General features: G+C 58.6%; 22 protein-coding genes, 1 other RNA gene and 1 pseudogene. 16 read left to right on the forward strand and 8 right to left on the reverse strand.

The genetic code is table 11. From position 1 onward, the window contains the following. The first annotated feature begins 23 nt into the window (after nt 1-23). Genes ACILSI_RS05675 through ACILSI_RS05690 form a run of 4 tightly spaced genes read left to right on the forward strand, consistent with a single transcriptional unit; the run spans nt 24 to nt 4,682 of the window. Nucleotides 24-1,937, forward strand: a complete 1,914-nt coding sequence (locus ACILSI_RS05675; protein WP_395720884.1) for an ABC transporter ATP-binding protein — start codon at nt 24-26, stop codon at nt 1,935-1,937. 38 nt (nt 1,938-1,975) lie between these two features. Continuing rightward, nucleotides 1,976-2,992, forward strand: coding sequence for a putative lipopolysaccharide heptosyltransferase III (rfaQ, locus tag ACILSI_RS05680; RefSeq protein ID WP_395720885.1), 1,017 nt, complete (start codon nt 1,976-1,978; stop codon nt 2,990-2,992). Further along, complete coding sequence (locus ACILSI_RS05685) at nt 2,989-3,969, forward strand: glycosyltransferase (RefSeq protein ID WP_395720886.1); 981 nt, start codon at nt 2,989-2,991, stop codon at nt 3,967-3,969. Before rfaQ ends, ACILSI_RS05685 begins: the two co-directional genes overlap by 4 nt. Then, nucleotides 3,966-4,682 carry an FkbM family methyltransferase gene (locus ACILSI_RS05690; protein ID WP_395720887.1) on the forward strand — a complete coding sequence of 239 codons (717 nt, stop codon included), beginning with the start codon at nt 3,966-3,968 and terminating at the stop codon, nt 4,680-4,682. The genes ACILSI_RS05685 and ACILSI_RS05690 overlap by 4 nt, the downstream gene beginning before the upstream one ends. Before the next feature lie 15 nt (nt 4,683-4,697). Here the strand turns inward: ACILSI_RS05690 and ACILSI_RS05695 are convergent, their stop codons facing one another. Next, on the reverse strand, nt 4,698-5,435 hold the full coding sequence (locus tag ACILSI_RS05695; RefSeq protein WP_395720905.1) for a glycosyltransferase family 61 protein: 738 nt from the start codon (nt 5,433-5,435) through the stop codon (nt 4,698-4,700). Between ACILSI_RS05695 and ACILSI_RS05700 the strand changes: the two genes are divergently transcribed. Further along, the gene (locus ACILSI_RS05700; RefSeq protein WP_395720906.1) at nt 5,427-5,666 is read left to right on the forward strand and encodes a hypothetical protein; all 240 of its coding nucleotides are present in this window, start codon (nt 5,427-5,429) and stop codon (nt 5,664-5,666) included. The two genes, ACILSI_RS05695 and ACILSI_RS05700, sit on opposite strands and share 9 nt — an antisense overlap. A gap of 188 nt (nt 5,667-5,854) precedes the next feature. Here ACILSI_RS05700 and ACILSI_RS05705 read toward each other — a convergent pair whose 3' ends face one another. Beyond that, complete coding sequence (locus tag ACILSI_RS05705; protein WP_395720888.1) at nt 5,855-6,670, reverse strand: hypothetical protein; 816 nt, start codon at nt 6,668-6,670, stop codon at nt 5,855-5,857. Between the two features lie 26 nt (nt 6,671-6,696). Further along, on the reverse strand, nt 6,697-7,413 hold the full coding sequence (locus ACILSI_RS05710) for a class I SAM-dependent methyltransferase (RefSeq protein WP_395720889.1): 717 nt from the start codon (nt 7,411-7,413) through the stop codon (nt 6,697-6,699). A gap of 153 nt (nt 7,414-7,566) precedes the next feature. On the opposite strand from ACILSI_RS05710, the gene ACILSI_RS05715 reads away from it, so the two are divergent. The 5 genes from ACILSI_RS05715 (at nt 7,567) to ACILSI_RS05735 (ending at nt 13,845) form a co-directional block, all read left to right on the forward strand. Beyond that, nucleotides 7,567-8,508: a sulfotransferase gene (locus tag ACILSI_RS05715; RefSeq protein ID WP_395720890.1), complete on the forward strand. Its 942-nt coding sequence runs from the start codon at nt 7,567-7,569 to the stop codon at nt 8,506-8,508. A 54-nt stretch (nt 8,509-8,562) separates the two neighbouring features. Beyond that, nucleotides 8,563-10,638: a prolyl oligopeptidase family serine peptidase gene (locus ACILSI_RS05720; protein WP_395720891.1), complete on the forward strand. Its 2,076-nt coding sequence runs from the start codon at nt 8,563-8,565 to the stop codon at nt 10,636-10,638. Nucleotides 10,639-10,722: 84 nt separating this feature from the next. Beyond that, entirely contained in the window at nt 10,723-12,825 is a 2,103-nt protein-coding gene (locus ACILSI_RS05725; RefSeq protein ID WP_395720892.1) for an acetate--CoA ligase family protein, read from the forward strand. A gap of 204 nt (nt 12,826-13,029) precedes the next feature. Continuing rightward, entirely contained in the window at nt 13,030-13,218 is a 189-nt protein-coding gene (locus tag ACILSI_RS05730; RefSeq protein ID WP_395720893.1) for a hypothetical protein, read from the forward strand. A gap of 9 nt (nt 13,219-13,227) precedes the next feature. Next, complete coding sequence (locus ACILSI_RS05735; protein WP_395720894.1) at nt 13,228-13,845, forward strand: hypothetical protein; 618 nt, start codon at nt 13,228-13,230, stop codon at nt 13,843-13,845. Between the two features lie 42 nt (nt 13,846-13,887). Here the strand turns inward: ACILSI_RS05735 and ACILSI_RS05740 are convergent, their stop codons facing one another. Next, nucleotides 13,888-14,271, reverse strand: a complete 384-nt coding sequence (locus ACILSI_RS05740) for a hypothetical protein (protein ID WP_395720895.1) — start codon at nt 14,269-14,271, stop codon at nt 13,888-13,890. A 121-nt stretch (nt 14,272-14,392) separates the two neighbouring features. Next, nucleotides 14,393-15,787 carry an NADH-quinone oxidoreductase subunit NuoF gene (nuoF, locus tag ACILSI_RS05745; protein ID WP_395720896.1) on the reverse strand — a complete coding sequence of 465 codons (1,395 nt, stop codon included), beginning with the start codon at nt 15,785-15,787 and terminating at the stop codon, nt 14,393-14,395. Nucleotides 15,788-16,597: 810 nt separating this feature from the next. Between nuoF and ACILSI_RS05750 the strand changes: the two genes are divergently transcribed. The 3 genes from ACILSI_RS05750 to ACILSI_RS05760 all read left to right on the forward strand — a co-directional run bounded on the left by ACILSI_RS05750 (nt 16,598) and on the right by ACILSI_RS05760 (nt 22,092). Continuing rightward, the gene (locus tag ACILSI_RS05750; protein ID WP_395720897.1) at nt 16,598-18,556 is read left to right on the forward strand and encodes a DUF1549 and DUF1553 domain-containing protein; all 1,959 of its coding nucleotides are present in this window, start codon (nt 16,598-16,600) and stop codon (nt 18,554-18,556) included. Nucleotides 18,557-18,719: 163 nt separating this feature from the next. Then, on the forward strand, nt 18,720-20,060 hold the full coding sequence (locus tag ACILSI_RS05755) for a hypothetical protein (RefSeq protein ID WP_395720898.1): 1,341 nt from the start codon (nt 18,720-18,722) through the stop codon (nt 20,058-20,060). Nucleotides 20,061-20,604: 544 nt separating this feature from the next. Then, nucleotides 20,605-22,092 carry an OmpA family protein gene (locus ACILSI_RS05760; RefSeq protein WP_395720899.1) on the forward strand — a complete coding sequence of 496 codons (1,488 nt, stop codon included), beginning with the start codon at nt 20,605-20,607 and terminating at the stop codon, nt 22,090-22,092. A gap of 245 nt (nt 22,093-22,337) precedes the next feature. Here ACILSI_RS05760 and ssrA read toward each other — a convergent pair. Further along, nucleotides 22,338-22,689, reverse strand: a transfer-messenger RNA (tmRNA) gene (ssrA, locus tag ACILSI_RS05765). Between the two features lie 102 nt (nt 22,690-22,791). Between ssrA and cysS the strand changes: the two genes are divergently transcribed. The 3 genes from cysS to hemB all read left to right on the forward strand — a co-directional run bounded on the left by cysS (nt 22,792) and on the right by hemB (nt 25,912). Continuing rightward, nucleotides 22,792-24,201 carry a cysteine--tRNA ligase gene (gene cysS, locus ACILSI_RS05770; protein WP_395720900.1) on the forward strand — a complete coding sequence of 470 codons (1,410 nt, stop codon included), beginning with the start codon at nt 22,792-22,794 and terminating at the stop codon, nt 24,199-24,201. A 15-nt stretch (nt 24,202-24,216) separates the two neighbouring features. After that, nucleotides 24,217-24,819, forward strand: a complete 603-nt coding sequence (locus tag ACILSI_RS05775; RefSeq protein ID WP_395720901.1) for a DUF1080 domain-containing protein — start codon at nt 24,217-24,219, stop codon at nt 24,817-24,819. Between the two features lie 118 nt (nt 24,820-24,937). Next, a complete protein-coding gene (gene hemB / locus ACILSI_RS05780; RefSeq protein WP_395720902.1) occupies nt 24,938-25,912 on the forward strand; it encodes a porphobilinogen synthase in 975 nt (324 codons plus the stop codon). A 6-nt stretch (nt 25,913-25,918) separates the two neighbouring features. Here the strand turns inward: hemB and ACILSI_RS05785 are convergent, their stop codons facing one another. Together ACILSI_RS05785 and ACILSI_RS05790 are read right to left on the reverse strand one after the other, a co-directional pair. Further along, entirely contained in the window at nt 25,919-26,635 is a 717-nt protein-coding gene (locus ACILSI_RS05785) for a L,D-transpeptidase (RefSeq protein WP_395720903.1), read from the reverse strand. Nucleotides 26,636-26,736: 101 nt separating this feature from the next. Beyond that, nucleotides 26,737-26,890: pseudogene (locus ACILSI_RS05790) on the reverse strand (sugar phosphate isomerase/epimerase); the annotation flags it as partial.

Consider the following 26,890-nt stretch of genomic DNA (forward strand, 5'->3'; position numbering starts at 1 on the left):
CACAATAGCGATTTAAAAAAACAATGATTGCAAGTGTTCTAAGTTTCCTGGATCGCCGCCACTACTTTCTGGGTGCGGAGCTGCATCGAGTGCTTCAGCGTACCGTTGCATCTATAGGCAAGTATGTCTTTCCCTATAAATGGAGATTACTTTTCAGTGTGCTATTGGGTATGGCAAGTGCCACGTTCAATGGATTGATGTTAATTGGCTTTCAGTTGATTTTCTCTTTGGTTTTGAAGGGGCAGACGCGAACTATGGGGGAGCCTGTGCGCTTGCCGCTTATTGGAAAGTTAAATTTAGCTGACATGTTGGGATTCGAACAGGATGCGCCGGTTGGACTTGTTGGCGTCATAATAGCGTGCTCATTTATACCCATCCTCATTTTTATAAGGGGCTTTCTGAGTTATTTATCTATATACATGCAGGCCGTTATTGCTAGCAAGGTGGTATATAAGATTCGAAATGATACATTTCGAAGTGTGATGCGCCAGTCCCCTGCATTTTTTAGCAATGCAAGGACTGGAGAGTTAATGCAGACAGTTGTCATGCAAACAACTGCCGTGCATCAAAACGCAATGTTGTTGATTCAGACATTAGCTCAGCGGCCACTAACCATCATATCTATACTTACCGTTCTCTTTGCTCAGGACTGGGTTTTCACGTCGGTAGCTTTGCTTATCTTTCCTGCATGTGTGTGGCCCATCATGCGCATTGGGAAATCAGCACGTGCTGTTGGTCAGAATGAAGTCAGTGGATCATCTGATTTGATGGTCGTTTTGCAGGAATCTTTTGCAGGTAGTCGTTTGGTTAAATCTTATGCACGTGAGGAGCATCAATGTGAATTATTCGAGGTGACAAATGCAAATGTTGTTCGGAATACCCTTGGTTGGACTAGGCTCTTAGAGCTTGTTGGACCTATTGTTGAATCAGTTGCTTCCATAGGGATTGGTGCTGGTTTGGTGTATGCATGGTATCGTGGACTTGAGGCCGAGAACTTCTTTCTTCTTGTGATGGCTCTGACGCAGATTTATCCACCAGTAAAAGAGCTCAGCCGCGTACAAATGCTCATGCAGCGGGCGGGATTGGCGGCGGAGTTGGTATTTCAACTTTTGGAAAAGGTCCCAGACATCTTGGACGCACCTGATGCAGTTGACAGTGGGCGAGCCCGAGGTGCTGTCGAGTTTCGAGATGTCACATTTTCCTATCTTGAAAGCGATGGCATCAAAAAGGAAGTGCCAGCTGTGAATTCGATTAACCTAAAACTAGATCCCGGCAAGTTCTATGCATTTGTTGGTCCGAGCGGTGCTGGCAAAAGCACCCTTTATTCCCTAATCTTACGTTTTTATGATCCCGATAAAGGCTCCATTCTCCTTGATGGTTGTGACATTCGCAAATTGACCCAAACTTCTTTGCGCGGAAATATTGGGGTGGTTAACCAAGATACGTTTCTGTTTCACACAACGATTTTGGAGAATATTCGGTACGGTCGTTTGGATGCTTCGAGGGAGGAAATTATTGAGGCTGCAAAAAAAGCGCATGCACATGAATTTATTGAGCAAATTGGCGGTGGATATGATGCGGTTGTGGGGGAGGGGGGCTGCAAGCTCTCAGGGGGGCAGAAACAGCGACTGTCGATAGCGCGTGCTATATTGCGCAATGCGCCAATTCTCCTGCTTGATGAAGCTACGTCTGCGCTAGACACTGAAAGTGAGAAAATCATTCAGGATGCTATTCAGGTTCTTTCTGAAGGTAAAACGGTGGTGGCAATTGCCCATCGCCTCTCCACGATCCTTGAGGCCGATCAAATTGTGGTCATGGATCATGGATATATTCTTGACTGTGGCTCACACTCCGAACTCTTGGTTAGAAACCCAATGTACCAGAAATTATATCATCTACAGTTCAGCGCGGATGAGAAAATTCCAGAAATTGCTTGATGCGCATTTTTGTTGATACGCGTTCTTATTAAAGATTAATGAGGGTACTTTTAATCAAACTTAAAAATTTTGGAGACACCCTGCTCCTTACTCCTGTTATCTGTGGTATCAAAAAGCGTTATCCGCAATCCCATGTTTCGGTGGTTGTGCGCTCAGGAACTGAGGCGATGCTTGCTGGGTGCTCAGAGCTTGATGAAGTTCATATTGTCTCAGCATTAGAGGAAGCTAGGAGTCAGGGGGTACTGTCTGAATTGACGAGTATTTGTAAAATTCGCGCTAAACAGTATGACTGGGTATTTGAATTGACTGACAGCAACCATGGTAGATGGCTGGCATGGTTAAGTGGCGCGCAAAAAAGAATCACCACCTCCCATGGGAGGCCTATTCCATGGTACTTTCGCAAATGCTTCACCGCTTACAGTGCGCAAAACTGGCACCTCATGCACAGAGTGGAGAAAGATTATCGTTTAGTTGCCGAATTCATTGATCTCGAAACTGAGATCCCCCCTCTCACCTTTCATGTTCCTGCAGGGTTGGATCCTCTCGTTGGTGATGGCAGGGCATATGCAATTATTCATCCGGTTTCACGTTGGAAACGCAAAGGGTGGCCGGTAGAGCGTTGGATCGAAACAGGCAGGGCATTGATTTCTTGCGGTTTGTTTTTAATCGTATCCGCAGGTCCGGACCCAGGCGAGATAGAGATAGTAAAACGCATCACTGATGAGCTTGGGCCATCGTCCATTTCAATACAAGGGTCTAGATCTTGGAGCGAATTAGCAAGGTTGATTAAACATTCGTCACTTTTTGTCGGATTAGACACGGCTGCAATGCACCTAGCGGCTGCTTGTCAGTGTCCGGTGGTGGCTTTGTTCGGCCCTTCCATCGAGCATCATTGGCATCCATGGAAATCGCCTTATGAAATAGTAAGCTCTGGAGGTTTATTGCACCGTAATTATCCTGCATTTCTATATGACGCTGAAAAGCGCTCCATGCTGGACATTCAAACTGAGGAGGTGATATCCGCTTGTCGGCGTATGCTCGCTTGCTCCGCATGAAATGGCTTGCGCTCACTTTTGGGGACGACTCTTGTGCGAGCACACATTTTCGTGTGATGCAGTATATGCCGATGTTGCGCGTGGTTGGCATTGAACTGGAATGCCAGCCTGCGTCGCTATTAGATGCCATGACGACTTTTGAAGGCTACGACGGCATTCTACTTCAGAAAAAGCTCCTCTCCTGGTCTCGCCGCCGCCGTATTGCCCGCTCTGGATTGCCAGTTATCTTCGACATCGACGATGCCACTTGGCATCCACTGGAGAAAAGGCACAGTTTCATTACCAGCTGGCGCACGAACCGCCGCCTCGTCGCTAGTTTGCGGCTTTCAACGCTGGCGTTGCCTGCCAATGAATATCTTGGTCGGCATTTGCGAAAGCACGTTGGCAATGTTGAAGTGATGCCGATGACTCTTCCCCTCTCGGAATGGCGTTCCGCTCCGCCCTCACGAGGACCTGTGGTGATTGGATGGGCTGGTGCTCCAGGTAACCACTTCCAGCTTCGCACCATCGATGAGGCATTATGCGAGGTGAAGCATGCAATGCCGGAGGTCGTAATCCGCATCTTCAGTGGAAAGCGGCCTGATATGAAAGCGGAGATCGATTTTGTGCCATTCCAAGCCGAAAAGCAGGTCGAGGTGCTCAATTCCTTCTCTATCGGACTGCTTCCGCTGCCTGATACGGCCTTCAATCATGGTAAATCACCCATCAAGGCCCTGCAGTACATGGCGGCTGGTATCCCTTGTGTGGCTGCCGCTCTTTCCGGCACTGTCGAAATGCTTGGCGAGCATGGCAGTGCCTTGTTTGCTAGTGATACTTCCGCATGGACGCAACATCTGCTAACCTTGGCTGGCGATGCCGGTTTGAGAGAAAAAATGGGCGGGGCAGGTCGTGTGCGATTTGAATCCCATTTTACTGCCGAGGCCGCAGCGCGGCGGCTGGCGGTGATTTTTCAGCAAACCGCCTCTTCAAGGTCATGAAACCTCAAATCGACGCGTCTCCGCTCCGCAAGGCCCTACTCTGTCTTCAAAAAAACAGCCGCCGAGACTTCCGCTTCTTCCGCCAGTTCCCTCGCGTCCCCTTACGCACCATTCTCGACATCGGCGCCTACCACGGAGAGTTCGCGGACCGTGTGTTGCGTCATCATCCGGTGGAGAAAGTCTTTCTCTTCGAGCCTTTCGTCGACTCCATCGCGTTTCTGGAACAGCGCTATCGTGCCGAGCCTCGCTGCAAAGTTTTCCCCTTCGCCCTTTCGGATCAGTCCGGCTCTTCCACGCTCCGCGTGCTCAACAACGCCGATTCCAGCTCTCTGCTTGATCCCGATAGCGAGGCCGGCGATCTGCTTCACAAGCCCTTCCATGCCGTGCAGCAGACTCAGATTGAGGTGCGAAGGCTCGACGAGGTGCCAGGCATGTCGGAGATTGAGCGATTCGACATCGCCAAAATTGACGTGCAGGGTGCCGAACTCAAAGTCCTGCGTGGCTGCGGCGATCTGTTGCAGCGCATCCAGTCCATTTACATCGAAGTGAATTTCTGTTCTCTCTACAAGGACGGTGCGGTATTTTGCGACACACACACTTTTCTGGAGCAAGCGGGCTTCAAGCTTGGCTTCATGCAAGAGGTCCGTCGTAACGAGGAAGGCGTCATGATTTACGCGAACGCCTTTTATTTCAGGCCCGACCTCAGGGCTTGAGAATACGCAAATTGTTCATCTAACAACCGCAGGACGGTGCAGATGAAAACCCAGCGACACGATGCGCTGGAGTTGTTTGGCAAATAACTCGGACGGGAAAGCCCAGTCGCCATCGTTGGGCCAGGGAAGGCCTGAGAAGAGGCGCAGGGCCGAGTTGCCGGTCATGAGCGCAAAATCACGGTAGGAGTTTACCCAGCCATATGTGATGGGGGACTCGCCAGCCTCAAGGATGAGCATCCGTGTCTGCCGGGAAAAGATGATGTTAGTCATTCCTTGGCCTTGAGGGCCGATGACAAGCGGCGCATCCGCAAAGCGGCGGATCTGCTCTGCAAACGGCACCTTGGGAAGGCTCATCACGTCGATGTCGCCAAACTGACGGCGGCAGATCTCAATAATCTCAGCCTCATTGATCAGGCGTCGTGTCGGGGCGTCCTGACGGGTCACAAAAATAGGTCTGCCTGATGGCGGAGCTGCGTCATCTACGCCTGCGAAAGAGCGGAAGCTGGCCTGCATCTGCTGGTAGTACAGTGGAGGTCCCAGAAAGCCTTCCTTCCAAAGCATCGGCACATAATGAAGCTGTTCGACACTCACTGTGCCTTTGCGGCAGGGTATGACACTTTCGCCAAGGCTGCCAAGCGTGCGCAGATAGCGTCCCTGCCATTTTTCATGACCGGGGGGCACGAGGATGGCAGGCTTCACTCCTCGGCTTTCAAGAAAAGCACGCGCCGCCATCAGCCGAGGCAGATGCTGCATCAGGAAGTGGCCGTGATTTTCGTGATCGCGTCCGGTGAGGTGAAACACCGGCCCAGAGAGGTGTTTTGCCAGCAGTGGGATGGGGTGCCTTATTTTGGCCGGATCCAGCCGGTTGTGGCTTGGGCAGAGATTCACAAAGTGGCCGTCACTCGTGAAGACATGGCCCTGATCACCCACCACAAAGGCGTTATTGATGACATGGCAGCTGGCATCACCCCAGCTCGTCACTGAAGGGGGCAGCTCCATCTGATGAAATTCGCTCTCATCGTCGAGCATGACCGTTGTGGAACCTGCCTTGATGAGGGGGATTTGCTCAACTCCAACCTGCGCTGGGTCGCCCAGCATAGGCGGCGGCTTGCGGATGCTTGTGTTAGCGTCGTGCAGGGCACGTTCGGTGCGATGGGCCAAACTGCGGCGTTTCATGACTCCAAGCTCGCGAGTGGAAGAATTTCCAAAGAGGAAGGTGTCACCATGGCAGCCCGGCGGCGGTCCATGCCGCGTTTTTGCCAGCTTCGGATGAGTTTGGCGAAAAAGCTGTTCCCTTGAGGAGGGCAGGGACGCCAGCCGAGGTCAGGCTCGATGCCGTTTTTGCGCATGTAGGCAAGGCCTTCGGGCTTCCAGAAGCGACCGCGAACCCCTTCGACGAATGAAATCTGCTTCGGTGCCTGCTGGTCCATGAAAAAGAAGTTCTTTTCCCCCTCCCGCAGCTTTTTGCGCACGAGGCTCTCGCACTGCCAGATGTTCAGTCCCGGCTCGGCGATCTCCAGCAGCAGATCTCGCCGCCACAGGTTGGAATTGATGCCAGCACAGAGATTTTGTGGATCCGCACGTCGGAAGCCGGTTCCGTGCACGGCCTCGCCAGCCTCACCATGCAGGCGCAATTCCAGCAGGCGTCCTTTGGCGGTAGTAAATTGCTCCAGTGTTTGCCGGAAGGTTTCAGTGGGGAATGGAGCATCGAAGAAGAAGTCATCTAGCAGCAGGACGACGAGTTCCTCGTCAATCTGTGAGATGGCCAGTCGGGTGTTGCTGCCCCACTGCTGATCTGGGCCCACATTGATCGTCTTCACGCGTGGATCGCCATAGGTGCGCTCATTGGCGATGAGATACACGGGCGTGGGAGCCGTGGGCCAGTGTTTGAAGAAGAAGTGGAAGAAATACGGCCACAAATCGCTGTAGGCGTCACAGGACGAGATGACCACGGCACATGGCGGCACGGACTGGTTGGATAAGGGCATGTCGTGGTGGCTGCGGCGGACTGAAATCAGGCTTTGGCAGGCAGGATGTAGGCCTCGCGCATGTCCGGGTCGATGATGGGTTCGCGCCCGAGGAGGCGGGCGGCATGCTGGTGGGCGAATGCCAGGTCTTGATTGTACCGCACGTCATCGGTGGCGATGATGCCTTTGGCGTGTCCCACGGCCATGAGATCGGAAAAACAGGCGCTGAGCGTGTGGAGCCCGTCCACAAAGGCAAAGCAAAGGGGGCGGGGCTTGAGTTTGGCGATGATGTCCGCGTTCAAAGATGATTCACGCCAGACATCCACACTATCGCGCCAGGGAGCGATGTTGGCGAGGAACTGCTCATGCTCCGTGCCGTCACAGTCCTGGGAGCCCGTCATCCACGGGTCGATGACGATGAGCCTGCGTCCGGTCTCCGCCGCTGCTTTGGCCAGCAGTTTGCTGGTTTCCCCACGGAAGGCACCGATCTCGACAAAATCGCCTGGATAGTGGGCGGCGGACCAGCGAGCGAAGTTGTCCAGGCGCTCACGCTGGAGGCTGCCGCCGAAGAGGTACATGTTTTCGCAGTTTTGGTTGAACTGGCGTTGTTGATTCAGGAGGAAAAGCGGTTCCAAACCCTCGGGCAGCTTCGACTGGGCCACGGTGTGAGCAGGGGCCACCTGACCGCGCAGGATGCGCAGGAGCTTCCAGGCGGCTTTTCCTGGGTGTCTCAGAGAGTAGGCGATCGGGGAGCTGTGTTTCATGCGTTGCTAAAATAAGCTGCGCAGGTTGCATCAACATGCCGGACCGTCAACCTCTCAAGCTGCATGAGGCACCGCCTCGAAAATCGCTTTTTACATGGTTTGATGAATGCTTTAAGGGGGGCGTAGTTTGGTTTTTTGAATAACGGGAGACAAATGTTGAGCACACACGAAAATTCGTTGCCATTTTGGACCGCTCGTCCGGTTTTGATTTATGGACCGCACAAGTCTGGCAGCACACTGTTGCAGCGGCTGCTGGACGGCCATTCCTCCATTTGGTGCTACCCGATGGAGTTAAAACTCAAATTCATGACGCTGGCCCCGCCTGCTTCGCGTCTTGATGCGGCGGTGGCGAACCAAAAATTTTGCCAGCTTCAAGGTTTTGCCCATGAGAAATGGGACGGTGAGAAATTCATGAACCTGCAAAAGGACCTGTATGAAACTTGCATAGGGCTGGGCGGCTACATTCAGGGAATGGCCTGGGTCTCCTGGCAATGCGCGGCTGTCGCACCACGACAACCTCAGATGTGGCTGGCCAAGGAGGTGGGAGGCAGAACCGGGCCGGTGCTCAACGCCTGGAGGCATTTGTTTTATGATGGCAAAGTCGTGTTTATTCTGCGGCACCCCTTGCATGTGGTGCGCAGCATTGTGCTGCTGCGTCTGAGAACGGGGAAGAGCATGAGCCTGCATCGCACTTACAGGGCGTTGAATGACACGCTGCGTGTCACCTGGGACTGTGCCAGCCGTGCCAGTGAGCCATGGGCGTTTCCGGTCGTGTATGAAAAACTCACCTCACCAGATAAGCAGGACTTGATGCAGCACTTGTGCGATTTTCTGGGTGTCGAATTCGAGCCGGTGGTGCTTGGTCCGACTCTGTTTGGTGAGAAGGCCGTGGTCGGCACCTCTTCCAAGCAAACCACGGAGGTCTTTGAGCCGGAGAAGGACTGGAAGACTGGTCTGGGAATGATGCACATCTTGTGGATGTCCCTGGTTTACTGGGTGTTGAACAATTATTACTCGTTCAAGGTCGGGAAATGGAAAATGCGTGATTACACGGCTCTCTCCGCCGAGCTGAACCGGTTGGCTGGTGAGAAGTGATCGCTCAAGTGAGTGGTTAAAAACAGTCTGAGGCTGCGTTTAAGCTCATCTTTGATGAAACCACTCTTTTTCCACTCCATCCTGTTTGCCGCGGCGATGCTGCCGGCTCATGCGCAGCTCAGCCCCACTGGTGCCACGGCCTCTTTCAAAGGCAGTCTGCCGCCGAAACCAACTGCGGCGCTTTCTACAGAGCAGGAAGCGGTGATCGAAGATGATTTGAAAGCGGTGACGCAATCCTTTGCCGAAGTGAAGAAGCACGCACGGGCGGCGGACGCGGAGATTTTTATCAAAGCGGTGCGCTATGCGCTGGAGTTTGACGAGTGGTATGACAAGAAGCCCGAGGACGGCGTGAAGAAGGCGACGGCGCTGCTCGATGAGGCGAAGAATCGCATCGCGTCGCTGTCGAAAAATGAGACGCCGTGGATGAACGGCGGCGGGATGAAGGTGCTGGGCTTTTACTCGAAGATCGACGACTCACCGCAGCCCTACGGCGTCGAGATTCCTGAAGGACTCGACTACAAGGCGAAGAAGACCCCGATGTGGATCTGGCTGCATGGCCGGGGAGACACGGCGACCGACTTGCCCTTCGTCTATTCACGCCTGATGGCGAAGAAACCGGGGCAGTTTCAGCCGACGGGGACGATTGTGATTCATCCCTTCGGTCGCTACTGCAACGGCTGGAAGAGCGCGGGGGAGGCGGATGTCTTTGAATGCCGCGATGATGCGATGAAGCGTTTCAACATCGACACCAACCGCGTCGCACTGGCTGGTTTCAGCATGGGCGGGGCAGGGGCCTGGCATCTCGGCGCGCATTACCCCGATCAGTGGGCCTGTGTCCACACCGGGGCCGGATTTGCGGATGTGAAGCGCTACCAGAAGCTCACGCCGGACAAGTATCCTTCATGGTATGAGCAAAAGCTCTGGGGCGTGTATGACGTGCCGGACTACGCGCGGAATTTTTTCAACGTGCCGCTCATCAGCTACAGCGGGGAGTTGGATGCGCAGCGTGATTCAGCCGAGTACATGATGGAGGTGCTCGGCAAAGAGGGATTGAAGCCGCCGCACCTCATCGGCCCCGGCATGGGGCACAAGTATCATCCCGAGGTGATCAAGGAAGTGCAGGCATGGATCGAGAAAGCCGTTGCGAAGGGCCGCGATCTGTTTCCCGACGAGATTCACATCCAGACGAAGACACCGTTCTATGGCCGCGTGAAATGGCTGAATCTGCATGGACTGGAGGAAAGTTGGAAGGAAGCGCGGCTGGACGCCAAAGTGCTCGACGGGCAGACGGTGGAGTTCAAAACGCAGAATGTGACGCGCATCGTCTTCTACCCGCCGCCGCAGGCGCGGAAGGGCAGGGGAGCGCTGAAGGTGATCGTGGACGGCACGGAGTTGAAACTCACCGTGGGGCCGGAATTGCCGAAGTTCGAGACCTTCATGAGTCCCGGCCCGAAGGTGGCCGGCTCCATGTGTCGGCTCATCAAAGAGAACGGCGTGTGGCGTGATTTTGGCAATGACCAGCCGTTTCAACACGAGGGGCCAGCCGGTGGCAAGCCCTCCTCGCATCCAGGTCTCATGGACATGGCCTTCCTGAAGCGTTTCCTCGTGGTGCTGCCAGATGGCAAATCATCATCGCCTGCGGTGGATGCCTGGGTGGCGGCCGAGTCGGCGCATTTCCTCACACGTTGGCGTGGTTTGATGCGCGGTGATGCGCGCGTGATCAAAGCTTCGGAGATCAAAGACGTGATTGAGGCCGGCAAAACACAAAGTCTCATCCTTTGGGGCACGCCGGAGTCCAACTCATGCCTCAAACAACTCGCCGCCGCGCTGCCGGTCCAATGGAACGCGGAAAAGGTTGGTATGGGCGGGCAGACCTTTGATGCGAAGACGCATGTGCCGCTGCTCACCTATCCCTGCCTCCGGTCCCCCGGCTTTGAGGTCGTCATCAATTCCGGCCTCACCTTCCGCGAGGCGCACGACCGCACCAACTCCCTGCAAAACCCCAAACTGCCCGACTGGGCCATCCTCGACATCACCCAGCCTCCGAGCGCTGAAAGCGCCGGGAAAGTCGTGGCGGCGGACTTCTTTGACGAACACTGGCAGGTGAAATCCCCGCCCGCCGCTCGCTAGAAGAGCAATGATTGATTGGCAGATTGAGTCGTGAGATGCGCAACTCTCGATGAGACGCCATGTGCTTGCTGCGTAGGTTGCCTCATGTCACTTGAAGCGTTTTTTCAACCGCGCAGCATCGCCTTGATCGGAGCCACGGAGCGTGTGGGCAGTGTGGGGCGGGCGATCTGGGAGAATTTGCGTGGGTTTGGTGGCGCGGTGTTTCCGGTGAATGCGAAGCGTGCGGAAATTCTTGGGGTGAAAGCGTTTCCGAATATCGCAGCATTGACGGAGGTGCCGGAATTGGTGATCATCGTCACACCAGCGATCTCGGTGCCACAGATCGTCGAAGAAGCCGGTGTGGCGGGTGTGAAGGCAGTGGTGGTGATTTCGGCGGGATTCAAGGAAACCGGTGCGGAAGGTGCCAAGCTCGAAGCGCAGGTGCTCGAAGCCGCGAAGAGGCATGGTGTGCGTTTGATCGGGCCGAACTGCCTCGGGCTGATGAATCCGCATGCGGGATTGAACGCCACCTTTGCCAGCAGCATGGCGCGACCGGGCCGTGTGGCCTTCTTGAGCCAGAGCGGGGCACTGTGCACGGCGATCCTGGACTGGAGTCATGACCAGCATGTGGGCTTCAGCGCGTTTGTCTCGACCGGAGCGATGACGGATGTCGGCTGGGGCGATTTGATCCGGCATTTTGGCAATGATCCGCACACGGAAAGCATCGTGATCTACATAGAGTCCGTGGGTGGCGATGCGACTTCGTTCCTGGAGGCGGCGCGTGAGGTGGCGGCGCACAAGCCGATCGTGGTGATCAAGGTCGGTCGTACTGCGGAGGCATCGAAAGCAGCGGCCTCGCACACCGGTGCGATGACAGGCAGCGACGCGGTGCTGGATGCAGCGTTGCGGCAAAGCGGCGTGCTGCGCGTGGACACGGTGGAGGCGTTGTTCGACATGGCGGAGGTGCTTTCCAAACAGCCACTGCCGGCGGGGCCACGTCTGGCCATCGTGACGAACGCGGGCGGCCCCGGTGCGTTGGCGACGGATGCGCTGGTGCTCGGCGGTGGCGAGGTGGCGGAGCTTTCAGACGACACGCTGGAGGCGTTGAATGAGGTGCTGCCCGCGCATTGGAGCCATCACAATCCGGTGGATGTGCTGGGCGATGCGGATGCCGATCGTTTTGCCACCGCGCTGCGGGTCGTGAAAAATGACGCCAATGTGGACGGTGTGCTGGCGGTGCTGACGCCGCAGGCGATGACGAATCCGACGGCGATTGCGCGCGAGGTGGTGAAGATCGCGCAAGAGAACGGCAAGCCGCTGCTGGCGAGCTGGATGGGAGCGCAGAGCGTGAATGAAGGACGCGCACTCCTGAACGCGGCGGGCATTCCGACGTATGATTATCCCGATGAGGCGGCGCTGGCCTTTGTGCGCATGCGGGAGCGGCGGCTGCGGTTGTTCTGGCTCAATGAATCGCTCGCCGCGCATGCGGCGGATGTGGAAGAACTGCCTTCGGTGATCGGCGACATGATCGACGCTGTGCTGAAGAGCGGGCGCACGTTGCTGACTGAGCTGGAGGCCAAGCAGGTGCTCTTTGCCGCCGGGATTCCGATTGTGGAGACGCATGGGGCTTACGACGAAGACGCCGCTGTCGCTGCGGCGGAGGCGCTGGGATTTCCCGTGGTGGCGAAGCTGCTCTCTCCCACGATCACGCATAAAAGCGACTGCGGCGGCGTGCAGCTTAATCTCCTTGATGCCATGGCCATGAGACGCGCGTGGCGCTTGATTCGTGACAACGTGACGAATCTGCATGGCGCGGCGGCTTTTGAAGGCGTGACCGTGCAGCGCATGATCACACGCAAAGGCACCGAATTGATCCTCGGCGCGAGCACGGATGCGCAGTTCGGGCCCGTGCTGCTGTTTGGAGCCGGTGGTACGTTGGTGGAGGTGTTTCAAGATCGTGCGCTGGTCCTGCCGCCGCTGAATCATGCGCTGGCACGGCGCTGGATCGAGCAGACGAAGATCGCGAAGGTGCTGCGCGGCGTGCGCGGCCAGCCTGCGGTCGATCTGGCCGCGCTGGACGAGGTGCTGGTGAAATTTGCGCGGCTGGTGCAGCACGAGCGGCGCATTGTGGAGCTGGACATCAATCCGCTGCTGGCGTCGCCGGAGGGCATCGTGGCGCTGGATGCACGGATCGTGGTGCGGGCCTGAGGAGCGCGAGTATTCTACTCGCCTGACTTTCCTGATGCGTGGAAGGCCACCAGAGGGGCGAAAAAGGGAACGACGTGGCTAATTGAAGGCACTGGGTGCTGCAAGTGGCGAGTAGGCTTCGCCATACTCGTGCTCCGTGTTGAGGCATTGAATTGCCATTTGCGCGAGGGGCTTCGGGCGATAGGATGGCGGACCTAATTCCCCATGAAAACCGCCTCGATCCTCCTTTGCGCCGCCGCCATCCTCTGTGTCTCCACGTCCTGCGACCAGCACTCGTGGAAAGAGACTCAGGTGCTGCATGAAGGCATGCACAAAGCGCACGGCGAAGGCCACGGTGACGCGCATGCGAAGGAAGCTCCGCACGGCGAGAAAAAAGAGGCTGCCAAGCACTAAAACGCTGCCATGCGTCGCTGGTCGGTCATCGGTGTTCTCGTTCTGGTGATCACAGCGACCAGTTGTGTCGTGTTGCGGACCTGCTGGGCGCGGTTGTCGCCCTCGATTGCCTCTGTTGGAGGGAAGTCGCTGCACCTTCATCTGCCTGACAGCGGCAAGACGCTGCTGCAAAAAGACAAGCGCTGGGCGTCCGATCAGCTCGGTCCCTCCGACTGCACCCTGGGCAGCCACGGCTGCCTCGTGACGAGTGTGGCGATGGCCACCTCGAATCTGGGTGTGAAACTGACGCCGAAGGAGCTGAACGAGCGCTTGAAGAAGGTCGATGGCTTTCTGCCGCAAGGCTGGGTGGTGTGGAATGCGATGCCAAAGGTAACCGAGGGCAAGCTCACGGCGGATTACCATCAAAAGCCGAGCCATGCGGTGATGGACGAGGCTGTAGAATCTGGAGCCTATCCCGTGGTGAAGTATTTCCTCCTCGGTGGCATCCAGCACTGGTGCGTCATTGTGGGGAAGGACGACGAAGAGTATCTGGCACGTGATCCGCTGCGGGATGACAAGGAGCCGGTGCCGCTGTCAGCGCTGACCGAGAAGATCTACGCGGTGCGGGTGATTCGGAAGGTGGAGTGACGCGCACCGGTCGGAGAGGCTCCGGCGGATTGTTGTAATCGTTCACAGGTTCCTTTTCAACATTGCTATTGGCAAACGAATCTCTGCTCCGTCCGTTTCAATGAAACTGACGGCATCTTCCGTCCATTGAACTAAACAACTGTCCAAGTATGACCGGTAGTGGTCTTGCCCGCCTATCAAATCAATTTGCCGCATATAGACATACCCACCAACAGTGACCCGCAAAGTAAACTCGTTGTCCAAATCGAATATGCGAATCGGGCTTTGGCGACCATGAACGCTAACCGTTATTCGCTCGCCGAAGGGGTATTTAACGCCGTCGGGCTGGGACCATGACTTGTCTATCTCTATTCCGCCAAAATTATCCCATGCTAACACAGCAAGTGGGAGCAAAACTAGTGAACGACGTAAGATCTTCCGTTTCATTCCAATTACTCCAACAGTTCGCTGAGAGAAAGTGTGGGTTTGTGTCTCAGCAGATTCACATCTGACATCTTTTGGATTTCGATTCGCCTGTCTCTATACGACTCGTCAGCACTCACCCACCTCACACCTCCAAGCCCGCTGCAGCCACGAGCGATTCTTCGTTGACGATCTTGTCGGCGAGGTCGGCTTTGCAGTCGGCTTTGAGTTCGTCGCGGAATTTCTTGATGAAGCTCTGGGTGGGCCAGGAGGCGGCTTCGCCGAAGGCGCAGATGGTTTTGCCTTCGATCTGATTGGCGACGGTCTCCAGGGTGTCCACGTCGTCGGGGCTGGCGTTACCGGCGACGATACGGTCGCTGATCTTCTTCATCCACAGGCTGCCTTCGCGGCAGGGCGTGCACTGGCCGCAGGATTCGTGGGCGTAGAAGTTGTTCAAGTTGTTGATGACCCAGGTCATGCTGCGGCTGTCGTCCATGATGATGACGCCGCCGGAGCCGGCCATGGTGCCGCACTGGGCCATGGTGTCGAAGTCCATGGGGATGTCCATGATGCCGATCTCGCGGCCGTCCTTGAGCTTGTACTTCTCATCGGCACGCAGCACTTTGGAGGAACTGCCGCCAGGGATGATGGCCTTGAGTTTGCGACCGGGTTTGAGGCCGCCGCAGAGCGTGTCGATGACCTCGCCCATGGTGACCTTGCCGACTTCGACTTCGTAGTAGCCGGGCTTCTGCACATCACCGCTGACGCAGAGGATGCGGGTGCCGGTGTTGTTCGGCGTGCCGAGCTTGGCGTACTCCGCGCCGCCCATTTCGAGGATGTGCTTCACATGGCAGAGGCTCTCGACGTTGTTCACGATGGTCGGGCTCATGTAGAGGCCGAGCGCGGCGGGGAAATACGGCGGCTTGATGCGCGGGTAGGGGCGCTTGCCTTCGAGAGACTCGATGAGGCCGGTCTCCTCACCGCAAATGTAAGCACCCGCGCCGCGATGGACGTAGATCTCGCAGTCAAAGCCGCTGCCCTGGATGTTTTTGCCGAGGAAACCCTTCGCATGGGCTTCCGCGATGGCTTTTTCGACGATGATGGCGGCCTGAGGGAATTCCTCGCGGATGTAGATGTACCCGAGCTTCGCATTCACCGCGAAGCAGGCGATGGTCATGCCCTCAATGAGCTGATGCGGGTCTTGGTGCAGGATGTAGCGGTCCTTGAAGGTGCCGGGCTCGGATTCGTCGGCGTTGCAGATGAGATAGACCGGCTTGGTGTTCGTCGGTGGGATGAAGCCCCACTTCACGCCGGTCGGGAAACCCGCGCCGCCACGGCCACGCAGGCCGCTGGCTTTGACCTCGTTGGTGATGGCGCTGCGCTCCATCTTGAAGGCCTTTTTGAGCATCTCGTAACCGCCGTCGGCCATGTAGCAGTCGATGCTGGTGTTCCAGCCGACGCGATCGACGTTTTTGAAGATCAGACGGTGCTCGCGGGGATGCGGTTCTTTGCCGGGGAGATACTGGACGGGGGAGGCCATGGGGCGCAGTATTCCAGTGTGAATAAGCGCGGCAACCGGGATTTGTGAAAAAATTCACAAGGGCGGCGCTGATGAATGCTGCACCGCAGAGTTTCGGATCATCCGGGAAGTTCGTGCGGTTGCAATAACTCAAGCAAACGCGACAGACCGCGCCAACGGCGCGAAGGAATCCAGCCCAGGGCCAAAGAGCCTTGGCGAGTGCCGCCCTGGGTCGGCGGAGCCATGGACCTCATGGACCGCAGGTCGCGCTCTGAAAGAGCACAGGAACGGCTGCGGCAGCTCTCCTGCGCTCTTTCAGAGCGCCATGACCTTGAGCTGGCTGGCTTGACGTTTTCCCAGGGCTTTCGCCCTGGGCTGGAATCCTGCGGCCCTTCAGGCCGCTGCTTTCACGCTTCACCGCACCAACTTGCCGGATGAACCCGAGATTCGGAGAACGCAGAGGATACAATTCAGAAGGATTTTCTCCGCATTCTCCCCAGGGCTTACGCATGAAATGAGCAACTGATTAGGGTGGATAACGCGAATCCAAGCCGAATGGGCCGCGAATGACCACGAATGCGGTGGAGAAGCCGGATTTGCGGCCATTCGCGTGTCATTATTTTTCATTCGCGTTGGTTTGGAAGCCTTCCACTGGGCTTGATGCTTCTCGATCATTCATTTGGAAAGCCAATCAGAGCATTCTCCGTGATTTGGCTGCGTTCACCCGAACTCGGCGGTGTAAACCAGTGTTCTGCCGCTGGTAGCCCGAAGGGAGGCGAAGCGTCTCAACAGCGGATGAAAGCTCTGCCGACTGAGCGGTGTAGTTTGAGGGTGATTTTTCCTGCTCTGAGAACTGGATGGATGGCCGCGCTGGTGCTTCTGGCATCGGCAGGTTTTATCTTCGCCAAGAAAGATGAAGGCCCGAAGCCGCTGCCGTGGTCGTTTGCGCCGCTCAAGCGCGTGGCTCCGCCGAAGGTGAATGACGCGGCCTGGCCGAAGACGCGGATTGACTACTTCATCCTCGCGAAGATGGAGGCCGTTGGCCTGAAGCCGGCTCCGAGGGCGGAAGACCGCGTTTTGCAGCGTCGTCTGGCCTTTGATCTCACGGGGCTGCCGCCGTCGGACGTGCCGGGCCAGTCAAACTGGTCGGACGAAGTGCGCGGCATGCTGGCGAATCCCCAATACGGCGAGCGCTGGGCACGACACTGGCTGGATCTGGCGCGTTATGTGGATCAGACGCCGGACTGGCTGGACTCGACGAAGTACTCCTACCTTTACCGCGACTGGGTGGTGCAGGCGTTGAACGAGGACATGCCGTATGACCGCTTCGTGGTGCGGCAGCTTGCCACGGACTTCCTGCCTGAGTGTGGGCCGCAGGATCGCGTGGCGCTGGGCTTCATCGGCCTGAGTCCGACGTATTTCAAAGAGCTGCAACTGCCGCCGGAGATCATCAAGACGACCGTGGCCGACGAATGGGAGGAGCATGTCGATGCGATTGGCCGCACCTTCCTCGGCCTCACGCTGGCCTGTGCGCGTTGTCACGATCACAAGTCGGACCCGATCACGGCGCAGGATTATTACGCGCTGGCCGGGGTCTTCGCCTCCGTGAAGCTCTCCGAGCTGCCGACGATGAGTGACGAGTTCTGGAAGCCGGTGGAGAAGGCGCGGGCGGCGGTGGCTTCGCTCGAAAAGCAGATCAAGGAGCTGGCGAAGAAGAAGCCAAAGGATTTGAAGGAACAAACGGTGGCGATGCAGGCGAAGATCGACGCGATCAAGACCGGCACGCCGCATTACAACATGCAGATGGCGAACGCCGTCGAGGAAGCGGCGCTGTTTGTCGTGAACAAGGAGAAAGAGCACGGCACGAAGCTCGACTACAAGATGGGCATGGCGCGTGATCTCGAACTCATGAAGCGCGGCAATCCCAATGACCTCGGCGAGAGCGTGCCGCGTCGTTTCTTGTCCGCCTTCCCTTCGAAGACCGGCCTGCCACGCAAGTTCAACACCGGCAGCGGACGCCTCGAACTGGCGCAGGCCATCGTGGAGGACGCCGCTCCGCTCACCGCTCGTGTGATGGTGAATCGCGTGTGGAAGCATCACTTCGGTCGCGGTCTGGTCGATACGCCGAGCGAGTTCGGCAATCTCGGCGAAGCACCGACACATCCTGAGCTGCTCGATGATCTCGCCGGTCGCTTCATGGAGCACGGCTGGTCGTTGAAATGGCTGCATCGTGAGATCCTGAACTCCGCGACGTGGCAGCAGAGCAGCGTGGCCGCCGAATCCGAGAAGCTCGATCCCGAAAACAAGCTTTACGGTCGCATGCTGCGTCGTCGCCTTGACTGGGAGGCGTGGCGCGATGCCATTCTCAGCGCCACGGGGCAGCTCGATCTCAAGATGGGTGGTCCCGCCGCGTCGATCAGCGACGCGAAGAACCTCCGCCGCTCACTTTACGGTGCCTCAGATCGTCAAGACATGGACCCCATGCTGCGCATCCACGACGTGCCCGATCCCGGCGCACACAATCCGTGGCGCACGGAGACGATCACGCCTTTGCAGGGCCTCTTTGCATTGAATTCGCCCTTCATGCTGGAGCAGGGGGCCATCTTGGGCCGCTGGGCTATGAATCGCAGCAGCGACGAGGTCTATGCGCGTTTGTTTGGCCGCCAGCCGAGTCCGCGTGAAGCCGAGGTGGCGCGTATGTTTGTCAGCGGACGCGAAACAGACGCCGCCGTGTGGTCGCAATACGCGCAGGCCTTGCTGGCGGGGAATGAGATGCTGTTTGTGGATTGAGGCTGGTGCGTCAAGGCGTGGTCAAGCGTCGTCAAGCATGGTCAAGTGTCGCGCCTTGACCCTCTTGATCACCACTTGACGATTCCTTGACGACTCTTGACCTCCCCGCTTTACACCAGCCCATCTCTGACCATTCATCCCCGCCCATTTTCCGACCATCGAAATGACCACCAAGCTCGATCCCAAATTCCTCGCCCTTCTTGCCGACACCGCCCAGAAACTGCAAACGCTCGAAATCGAGCCGCGCGTGCTCGATGAAGCTGCGCCCGCGCTGAGCGCCGCCACCGCTGAACTCAGCCAGCGGTTGATGGATCACGTCACGCTGCTCACCGCCGCCATGGAGGCGAAGGCCGCCGCCGATTTCGCGGCCAGGGAAGCCGCGAAGGCACAAGCATTGGCGGAAAAAGAAGCAGCACGCCTTGCGGCCATCGAGGCCAAGGAAGCGGCTCGTATTGCCAAGGAAGAGGCCGCTGCGGCCGCCAAGGCGCAGGCATTGCTCGAACTTGAGGCCATGAAGGCCGCCGCCGCCGCCATCAAGGCCAGGGAACTCGCCGAAAAAGAAGCCGCGAAGGCCCGGGCCATCGCCGAGAAGGAAGCCGCACGTCTGGCCAAGGAACAGGCGGAAGCCGAGAAGATCGCCGCCAAAGAACGCGCTATCGCCGAACGTCTGGCCGCCGTGCTCGCCGCCGCCGAGGCCAAAGCCCAGGCGCTGGCGGAAAAGGAGGCCGCGAAGGTTGCTGCGGCAGAGGCCAAGGAAGCTGAACGCCTTGCCAAAGAACAAGCCGCCGCCGAGAAAGCCGCTGCCAAAGCGCAGGAACAGGCCGAACGCGAGGCTGCGAAGATCGTCGCCGCGGAGGCCAAGGAAGCCGAGCGTCTCGCCAAAGAACAAGCCGCTGCCGAGAAAGCCGCTGCCAAGGCTCAAGAACTGGCTGAGCGCGAAGCTGCCAAGGAAGCTGCACGACTTGCCAAGGAACAGGAGGCTGCCGATAAGGCCGCTGCCAAGGAGAAGGCTCTCGCGGAACGCATGGCAGCCATGGTCGCCGCTGCGGAAGCCAAGGAGGCTGCGCGTCTCGCGAAGGAGCAGGCCGATGCCGAGAAGGCCGCTCTTAAGGCCCAGGAACTCGCTGAAAAGGAAGCTGCCCGTCTGGCCAAAGAACAGGCCGATGCGGAGAAGGCTGCCGCCAAGGCCCAGGCTCTGGCCGAGAAAGAGGCCGCACGTCTCGCGAAGGAACAGGCTGAGGCAGAAAAAGCCGCCCTCAAAGCCCAGGCGCAGGCCGAAAAAGACAAGCGTGCCGCCGAAGCCGCCGCCATTAAGGCCCAGCAGGAAGCCGAACGTCAAAAAGCCAGTGCTGCCGACGAGGAAGGCAAGGCCCGCCGTGCCGCCGCCCGTGCCCAGGCCATCGCCGAATACGAGGCCAAGCAAAAAGCCCGTCTCGCCGCCGCCGCCGCCCAGCTCGCCGCTGAAAAGGCGGCTCTCAAGGCCGAGAAACTGGCCAAGGCGTGAGGTCGGGCTCTGACTCTGCCAAGGCTGCCCTAGCTCACTCTGCTTTAGCAGGGGGATTCATTCGTGATCATTCGCGTTGAGAACGGAAGCATGAGTGGTTTTTCCAACGCGAATGGCTGCCAAAAAACGCAAATTTGAGGTTTAGGGGAGGGGGGCAGAATAATGCCCTCCGCCAAGGTGGGGTAAGGCCCCATGGAACGCCGACGCAGCCGCGCCTAGCCTGCTCCGTTCCCACCCGCCTTACCTCATGAAAAAATCCACGCGCCTTCTCTTCATCACGCTCGCCATCCCGGCCCTCGCGATTTCGCAAACAACGGAGAAGCCCGCTCCCGCCCCGGCTCCTGGCGCAGAAAAGCCCGTGCTCCCAGGCGATCTCGTCCCGGTTCCTGCGGTGCCACCCGTCTTGGTTCCTGCAATACCCCCTGTCGTAGTTCCAGGTGCGCCGACCGTCCCGGTTCCTGCGGTGCCACCGGTTTTGGGCCCTGGGATACCCCCCGTCCTAGTTCCAGGCGTGCCGCCCGTCCTGGTTCCTGGGGTGACCCCCATGCCCGTTCCAGCCGACACGGCAAAGCCTGGGGAAGCCGTTCCCGTTCCGTTGCCGAAGCCAGACCCGCGCAACGAACGAGGCAAAGGGAAGCGCAAGCCGGAAGACGAAGGCAAGGATCAGGACAAGAGCGACCGCAAAAGGCCCGCGCCGACGGACCCACTGACCCCTCTGCCAGTCCCACAAACCCCACCCGCCCCCGGCACCCTGCCTCCCGTGCCTGCTGAAAAGATGAAGCGCCCTTCTCAACGCCCCACGAAAGGCGATGTCAACGCCCCGCCTCCTGCGCCACCAGTCATCCCCGCCCCCGGCCTGGAAAAAAGCCCCGGCGTGCCGGAACCCCGGCCCGTTTCCACTCCCTCCATGCCCGCGCAGCCCCCGGCAACGCCCACGCCCGCTGTGACGCCTCCGCCCGTTGTGACCGCTGACCCGAAAGTCGGGGAACCTCCCGTCCGCCCGGAGCGGCCTGTCGCCCAGAAACCCCCATCTGTAGAAACGGCCCAAGTGCTTGAAGACCAGGGCAAGCGCGATCGCAAAGCCGATGCTCAACAGGCGGAGAAAATCGAAAACAAGGACGATGCCAAGCGCCTCCTCATGACCATCCTCGGCGTCGGAGCCGCCCCCCACGATCGCTCGAACCAGCCCCGTGCAGGAGAGCGCCCCGGTCCCGGAGACCGCTCCAGGCCAGGCTACCGTCCCCCGGTCGAGGAAGTCGGACGAACTCAGCAGGACCGCCAGCGCAACGTCGGCAGCATGGTGCAGCGATTCCAAGGCCTCGCCCCGCAGGCCGCGCCTCCCGGCAGCATTTCCCGCGATCCAAGAAGCTTTGATGCCAACCAACGCCAGCGAAGCTTTGATACCATCCAGCCCCAGCGAAGCTATGAACTCAGCCAGGGCCAGCGGCACACCCAGTTTTATGAAGGGAACCGCCGGGTGGTGCGCTACTCCTCCATGCAGGAAATTCCCCCGGTCATCGTCGCCTCCCAGCGCCTGAACCGCGTCCAAGTCATGCCCTTGTCCCAAAGTGCCTACACCGCCCGGCCGCAAGGCGCACCGCAAGGACAATATTACAACGAGGTTCCTCCCTCCTATACCGCCAACAACGCTTACGCCGTCTCCTACGGTGTCGATCCCGCCTCCGCCATCAGCCGGGATGACATCCTCTTCCGGCAGGGCTCCGCTGACTTCGCCGACGCCTATTCCTACGACCTGGTCATCGACGTCGCTGAAGCCCTCAATGCCCCCGCGCTTCTCAAAGAAACCTTCGTCATCGAAGGCCATGCCTCAGCCGAGGGCGACTACGGCCAGAACCTCCTCCTCTCCCAGGAACGGGCCGAGCGCATCTCGCGTGAGCTCGTCCGCCACGGCGTGAGTCCTGAGCGCCTCATGCCCGTCGGCTACGGTGAAACGGAAGCCGCCCACCCAGCCAATGCAGCGGACAGCGAGCGCCGTCTCGATCGCCGCGTCATGGTCTTCCGCATGCGCTGAAAGCCCGCCTCAAAAGAACGGGGCAGGGGCGGTCACGGTCTGCGTCGATTCAATCAGCATCTCCCGAATAACTTGAATTTTGATCCACAGATTTCGCAGATGGCGCAGATGGGCTTCAATCGGTGAAATCGGTGTCATCTGTGGACGCATCCTCAAGTGACTCCTTTTTTCACACGCCCGCCTGGCGTTCCGGTGCTCTGCGGCGTTCTGCGGTGAAGTCATAAGCACTTCCTTGTAGATCAAGAAAGTGGAGGCGAGGGGAGTTGAACCCCTGTCCGAATAACCGTTGCCCGTAGCGTCTCCATGCTCAGTCTCATGTTTGGTCTCGGTGGGAGGCGGCTTAAGACGGCCTACTCTTCACCCAGCGTCCTGTTTGATCTCGACTGTGACCCGGTCGCCCGGCCATCAGCCCAGCCTGGTGGTGTCATCGGACAGGCTACCAGACGTTGCCTGTGCGATGTCGCGGGGCTTAAGCCGCGAGAGCGAGCTCGTTAGAGTTCACATTTATGTTTTTGATCCGGTGTTTAACGAGGCCAACGAATCATCCTCGGCATGCAGCTCCGAACTCAGAGTACCCGTCGAAACCAGTACGCCCCCGTTTTGGAGAAGGACTTAGAGTAGGCTCATTCGGGCAAAGAGCAAGCAATGCCTCATTCCGCATTCGACATTCATCATTCGTCATTCAATTTCCCCGCCCGCATGCCCGCCCACCTGACCCTCCACGACACGCTGACCCGCACCGACCGCGAAGTGACGCCGCTCGACGGCCAAACGCTGCGTTTTTACTGCTGCGGCCCCACGGTCTATGGCCCGGCGCACATCGGCAATTTCCGCACCTTCGTGGCCCAGGATGTGATGCGCCGCGTCGTGGAGGCCTCCGGCACGCCGACGCTGCACGTCCGCAACATCACCGATGTGGACGACAAAACGATCCGCGACTCCCAAAAGGCCGGACAGAGCCTCATCGACTTCACCCAGGGCTGGACGGCGAAGTTTCACACGGATTGCGATGCCCTGAACCTGCTGCGCCCGCACATCGAACCCAGCGCGGTGGCGCACATCCCGCACCAGATCGCGATGATCGAGAAACTCGTCGCCGGAGGCCACGCCTACGCGGCGGCGGATGGCAGCGTGTATTTCCGCGTCTCTTCCTTCAAGGATTACGGCAAGCTCAGCCACCTCGAAGACCGCGAACTGCGCCTCGGTGCCAGCGAAGCGGCCAGCGCGACGGATAGTGACGAGTACACAAAGGACTCGCTCACCGACTTCGCCCTCTGGAAGGCTCGCAAGCCCGAGGACGGCGAAAATTTCTGGCCCAGCCCCTGGGGTGAGGGCCGTCCTGGCTGGCATCTCGAATGCAGCGCGATGATTCTCGAATACCTCGGCGAGGACTTCGATCTGCACAGCGGCGGCGTGGATCTGATCTTCCCGCATCACGAAAACGAGATCGCGCAGAGCTGCTGCAGCACGCACGGGAAGTTTGCGCATCACTGGATGCACGTCGCGCACCTCATGGTTGACGGCGGCAAGATGAGCAAAAGCATCGGCAACCTCTACACGCTCGAAGACCTGGCCAAGCGCGGCTACTCCGCCGCTGAAGTGCGCTACGTCCTCATCTCCGGCCATTACAGCGCCCCGCTGAACTTCACCATGCACAGCCTCGACTCCGCGCGTCAGGCCTTGCAAAAACTTGCAAAGGTGGACAAGGCACTTGCGGCTTCATCTCCAAGTCTCCAAGTCCCCAAGTCTCCAAGTCTCTTCCAAGACGCCTGGGACACTCTGCTCAAAGACCTCAACGTCCCCGGTGCCCTCGGCTCCATCTTCGGTACGCTGAACAAGCTCAAACCTGCCGCGCTCTCTGCCGAGGAAGCCGCAGCCACGCGCAACGGCCTGCATTTCATGCTCCAGGCGCTCGGCATCGTCCTGCCTCCCGTGCTCGAAGAAGTCGCGGCTGATGTTCCGGCAGACATCCAAGCCCTCGCACAGCAGCGCTGGGACGCCAAACAGGCGAAAGATTGGGCCACGGCGGACACTTTGAGAAAGCAGCTCGAAGCCGCTGGCTGGCTGATCAAAGACAGCAAAGAAGGATTCACCGTCGTCGCCAAGTAACACTCCAACCTAACCATGAAACACATCGCACTTCTCTTCGCCCTCACGATTTCCTCGCTTCACGCCGAAGACTGGCAGCCTGAGGCAGGCTTCACCTCGCTCTTCAACGGCAAAGACCTCACTGGCTGGTGCTTCCGCGAGAAGACGAAGAAGGACGATCCCAATCCCGGCGCGATCCTTGCGAAACACGATGGCAAGACCGAAGCAGCAGATGCTGGCCGCTACATCGTGAAGGACGGTGCCATCGCGGTCACCTTTCCCACCGAGGCGGACAAGCTCACCGGGCAGATTTACACGGTGGCCGAGTTTCCGAAGAATTTTGTGCTCAAGCTCGAATTCCGCGCCAGCGTGAATGCCGATAGCGGCGTCTTCATCCGCAAACCGCAGCTTCAATGCCGCGACTACCTCGTGGCCGGTCCCTACAAGGACCTGAAGCAGTATAAGCCGCAGGAATGGAACCAGATGATCGTCGAAGTGAAGGATGGTGTGGCGCACTGCACTTGCAATGGTGAAGTCCTCGAAGCCGCTCTCGTGCTGCCCGCCACCGGCCCCATCGGCCTCGAAGGCGACCGTGGCGTGATGGAATACCGGTATATTCAGCTCAAGGAACTGCCTTGAGCGCCTTTGGCGCAAATGACGAATGACTCAGCCCGATTGACGAATGAAACTGTGCTGTTCGCTGTTCGCGCCTCTCTGATCATTCGTCATTCGTCATTCTGAATTCGTCATTTGCCCCATGAACCTCCCCATCCGTCCTCGCCGCAATCGTCAGTCTTCCGCCATGCGCGATCTTGTGCGGGAGACGGACCTGAATCCCGGCCATCTGATCTACCCGCTCTTTCTTCAAGAGGGCGGCGAGAACACCCCAATCGCCTCCATGCCCGGCTGCACGCGCTGGAGCCTGGACGGACTTGTGAAAGAGGCGGGTGAGGCGCATGCGCTGGGCGTTCCAGCGGTGGTGCTGTTTCCGCGCATCCCGGATGAGCTGAAAACGCGTGACGCCGCCGCCTGTTTTGCCGATGACGGCCTCGTGCCGCGTGCCATCCGTGCATTGAAGTCGGCGCATCCGACCCTGACGATCATCACCGATGTGGCGCTTGATCCTTACAACAGCGACGGCCACGACGGCCTCGTGGCCGATGACGGACGCATCTTGAATGACGAAACCGTCGCCGTGCTATGCCAGCAGGCGCTCTGCCATGCGCGTGCGGGGGCGGACATGGTTTCGCCAAGCGACATGATGGACGGTCGCGTGGCCGCGCTGCGTGAAGCGCTCGATGCGGCGGGTTTTCAGGCCGTTTCGATCATGAGTTACACGGCCAAGTATGCCAGTGCCTACTACGGGCCGTTTCGCGGAGCCTTGGACTCCGCCCCGAAGGCCGGAGACAAGAAGACGTATCAGATGGACCCGGCGAACGCGCGTGAGGCGCTACGTGAGGCGGCTCTGGATGAAGCCGAAGGCGCGGACATCCTCATGGTGAAACCTGCAGGGCCTTATCTCGACATCATCGCGAAAATCCGCGCGGCCACGACCCTGCCCATCGCCGCATACCAGGTCAGCGGGGAGTATTTGATGATCAAATCGGCTTCTGCGGCTGGCTGGCTCGATGAGGCGAAGATCGTTCACGAATCGCTCATTGGCATCCGCCGTGCAGGTGCGGACATGATTCTGACGTACTTCGCGAAGCAGTGGTCCGCGTCCTGGCGCTGAGTGTTCTCAACGCGGATCAACAAGCTGCACGAGCCGTGGATCGGCGGCCGGATCGAGCCAGGTGATAACTTGGCGCAGATGCGGCTCGCTCATCGCCGTGCAGCCGGAGGTGGGGACGTTTTCGCCCTGCCAGAGGTGCATGAAGATGCAGGAGCCGAGGCCGGGTTGGTTGCGCGGATTGTGGGCGATGACGGCCCCCAGCTTGTAGCAGCCGCTGCTCGGAATCATCGTCTCCGGACTGGTCCAGTCACAGGTGACTTCGCGGTCATCGACGATCTGGTTGTAGTAGCGTGAGCGCACATCGTCGATGCCGAAATGGTGCGCGGTGCAGCGAAGGTAGGGCAGTTTGATCCCGTTGGGGGACGCTTCAGAGCCGAAGGCTTGGGTGATGCGGAAGATGCCGATGGGGGCGCAACCATCGCCTTCTTTTTTGATGCGAACGCCGGATGGAGCGGGCAACGCAGGCTCGCCAGCGCCCCAGGCCAGGCCGTGGCGGCCGATGCGGACGGGAATGGTTTCGCCAACGAGAGCCCAAGTGTCTGCGGCAGTGCGTTGCAGCATCCTGAGCTGTGCCGAGGTGCTCTGATCATCCGGCGCGGTGACGTAAAGCACCTGCTTGCAGGTCGCAGGCAAGAAGGCGGTGATTTCAAGCGGCAGCGTAGCGGGAACGGGCATGTGCGCACAGGAGGCGAGCATGAGGAGCATGACAAGGAGGCGATGCATGCGGGAAGAGTCTGAACAAGGAAACGCCGCAGAGTCGCGAGGCTCTGCGGCGTTTTGAGGGGTGTCGGATGCCGCACACGGAGTGTGCGGACCACTTTGGCTTACCAGCCGTGGGCGTCGCGGACTTTGATCATCGCGGCGAGGATTTTGTTCCAGGTGTCCGGCGTTTCGAGCACGGCGTTGGGGAACATGCAGCCGTCCCAGCAGATGTGCTGGATGCCACGGGCGGCGGCGTCTTTGAGCCAGTAGCCGGAG

Origin of the sequence: Prosthecobacter sp. (assembly GCF_044232965.1) — a bacterium.
In the GTDB taxonomy this organism is placed as follows: Bacteria; Verrucomicrobiota; Verrucomicrobiia; order Verrucomicrobiales; family Verrucomicrobiaceae; genus Prosthecobacter.

Bases quoted from the DNA above. Each gene is read 5' to 3' on its own strand.
- ACILSI_RS05675 (WP_395720884.1), top strand. From the start codon at position 24: ATGATTGCAAGTGTTCTAAGTTTCCTGGATCGCCGCCACTACTTTCTG.
- rfaQ (WP_395720885.1), top strand. From the start codon at position 1,976: ATGAGGGTACTTTTAATCAAACTTAAAAATTTTGGAGACACCCTGCTC.
- ACILSI_RS05685 (WP_395720886.1), top strand. From the start codon at position 2,989: ATGAAATGGCTTGCGCTCACTTTTGGGGACGACTCTTGTGCGAGCACA.
- ACILSI_RS05690 (WP_395720887.1), top strand. From the start codon at position 3,966: ATGAAACCTCAAATCGACGCGTCTCCGCTCCGCAAGGCCCTACTCTGT.
- ACILSI_RS05700 (WP_395720906.1), top strand. From the start codon at position 5,427: ATGCTGCATCAGGAAGTGGCCGTGATTTTCGTGATCGCGTCCGGTGAG.
- ACILSI_RS05695 (WP_395720905.1), bottom strand. From the start codon at position 5,435: ATGCAGCATCTGCCTCGGCTGATGGCGGCGCGTGCTTTTCTTGAAAGC.
- ACILSI_RS05705 (WP_395720888.1), bottom strand. From the start codon at position 6,670: ATGCCCTTATCCAACCAGTCCGTGCCGCCATGTGCCGTGGTCATCTCG.
- ACILSI_RS05710 (WP_395720889.1), bottom strand. From the start codon at position 7,413: ATGAAACACAGCTCCCCGATCGCCTACTCTCTGAGACACCCAGGAAAA.
- ACILSI_RS05715 (WP_395720890.1), top strand. From the start codon at position 7,567: ATGTTGAGCACACACGAAAATTCGTTGCCATTTTGGACCGCTCGTCCG.
- ACILSI_RS05720 (WP_395720891.1), top strand. From the start codon at position 8,563: ATGAAACCACTCTTTTTCCACTCCATCCTGTTTGCCGCGGCGATGCTG.
- ACILSI_RS05725 (WP_395720892.1), top strand. From the start codon at position 10,723: ATGTCACTTGAAGCGTTTTTTCAACCGCGCAGCATCGCCTTGATCGGA.
- ACILSI_RS05730 (WP_395720893.1), top strand. From the start codon at position 13,030: ATGAAAACCGCCTCGATCCTCCTTTGCGCCGCCGCCATCCTCTGTGTC.
- ACILSI_RS05735 (WP_395720894.1), top strand. From the start codon at position 13,228: ATGCGTCGCTGGTCGGTCATCGGTGTTCTCGTTCTGGTGATCACAGCG.
- ACILSI_RS05740 (WP_395720895.1), bottom strand. From the start codon at position 14,271: ATGAAACGGAAGATCTTACGTCGTTCACTAGTTTTGCTCCCACTTGCT.
- nuoF (WP_395720896.1), bottom strand. From the start codon at position 15,787: ATGGCCTCCCCCGTCCAGTATCTCCCCGGCAAAGAACCGCATCCCCGC.
- ACILSI_RS05755 (WP_395720898.1), top strand. From the start codon at position 18,720: ATGACCACCAAGCTCGATCCCAAATTCCTCGCCCTTCTTGCCGACACC.
- ACILSI_RS05760 (WP_395720899.1), top strand. From the start codon at position 20,605: ATGCCCGTTCCAGCCGACACGGCAAAGCCTGGGGAAGCCGTTCCCGTT.
- cysS (WP_395720900.1), top strand. From the start codon at position 22,792: ATGCCCGCCCACCTGACCCTCCACGACACGCTGACCCGCACCGACCGC.
- ACILSI_RS05775 (WP_395720901.1), top strand. From the start codon at position 24,217: ATGAAACACATCGCACTTCTCTTCGCCCTCACGATTTCCTCGCTTCAC.
- hemB (WP_395720902.1), top strand. From the start codon at position 24,938: ATGAACCTCCCCATCCGTCCTCGCCGCAATCGTCAGTCTTCCGCCATG.
- ACILSI_RS05785 (WP_395720903.1), bottom strand. From the start codon at position 26,635: ATGCATCGCCTCCTTGTCATGCTCCTCATGCTCGCCTCCTGTGCGCAC.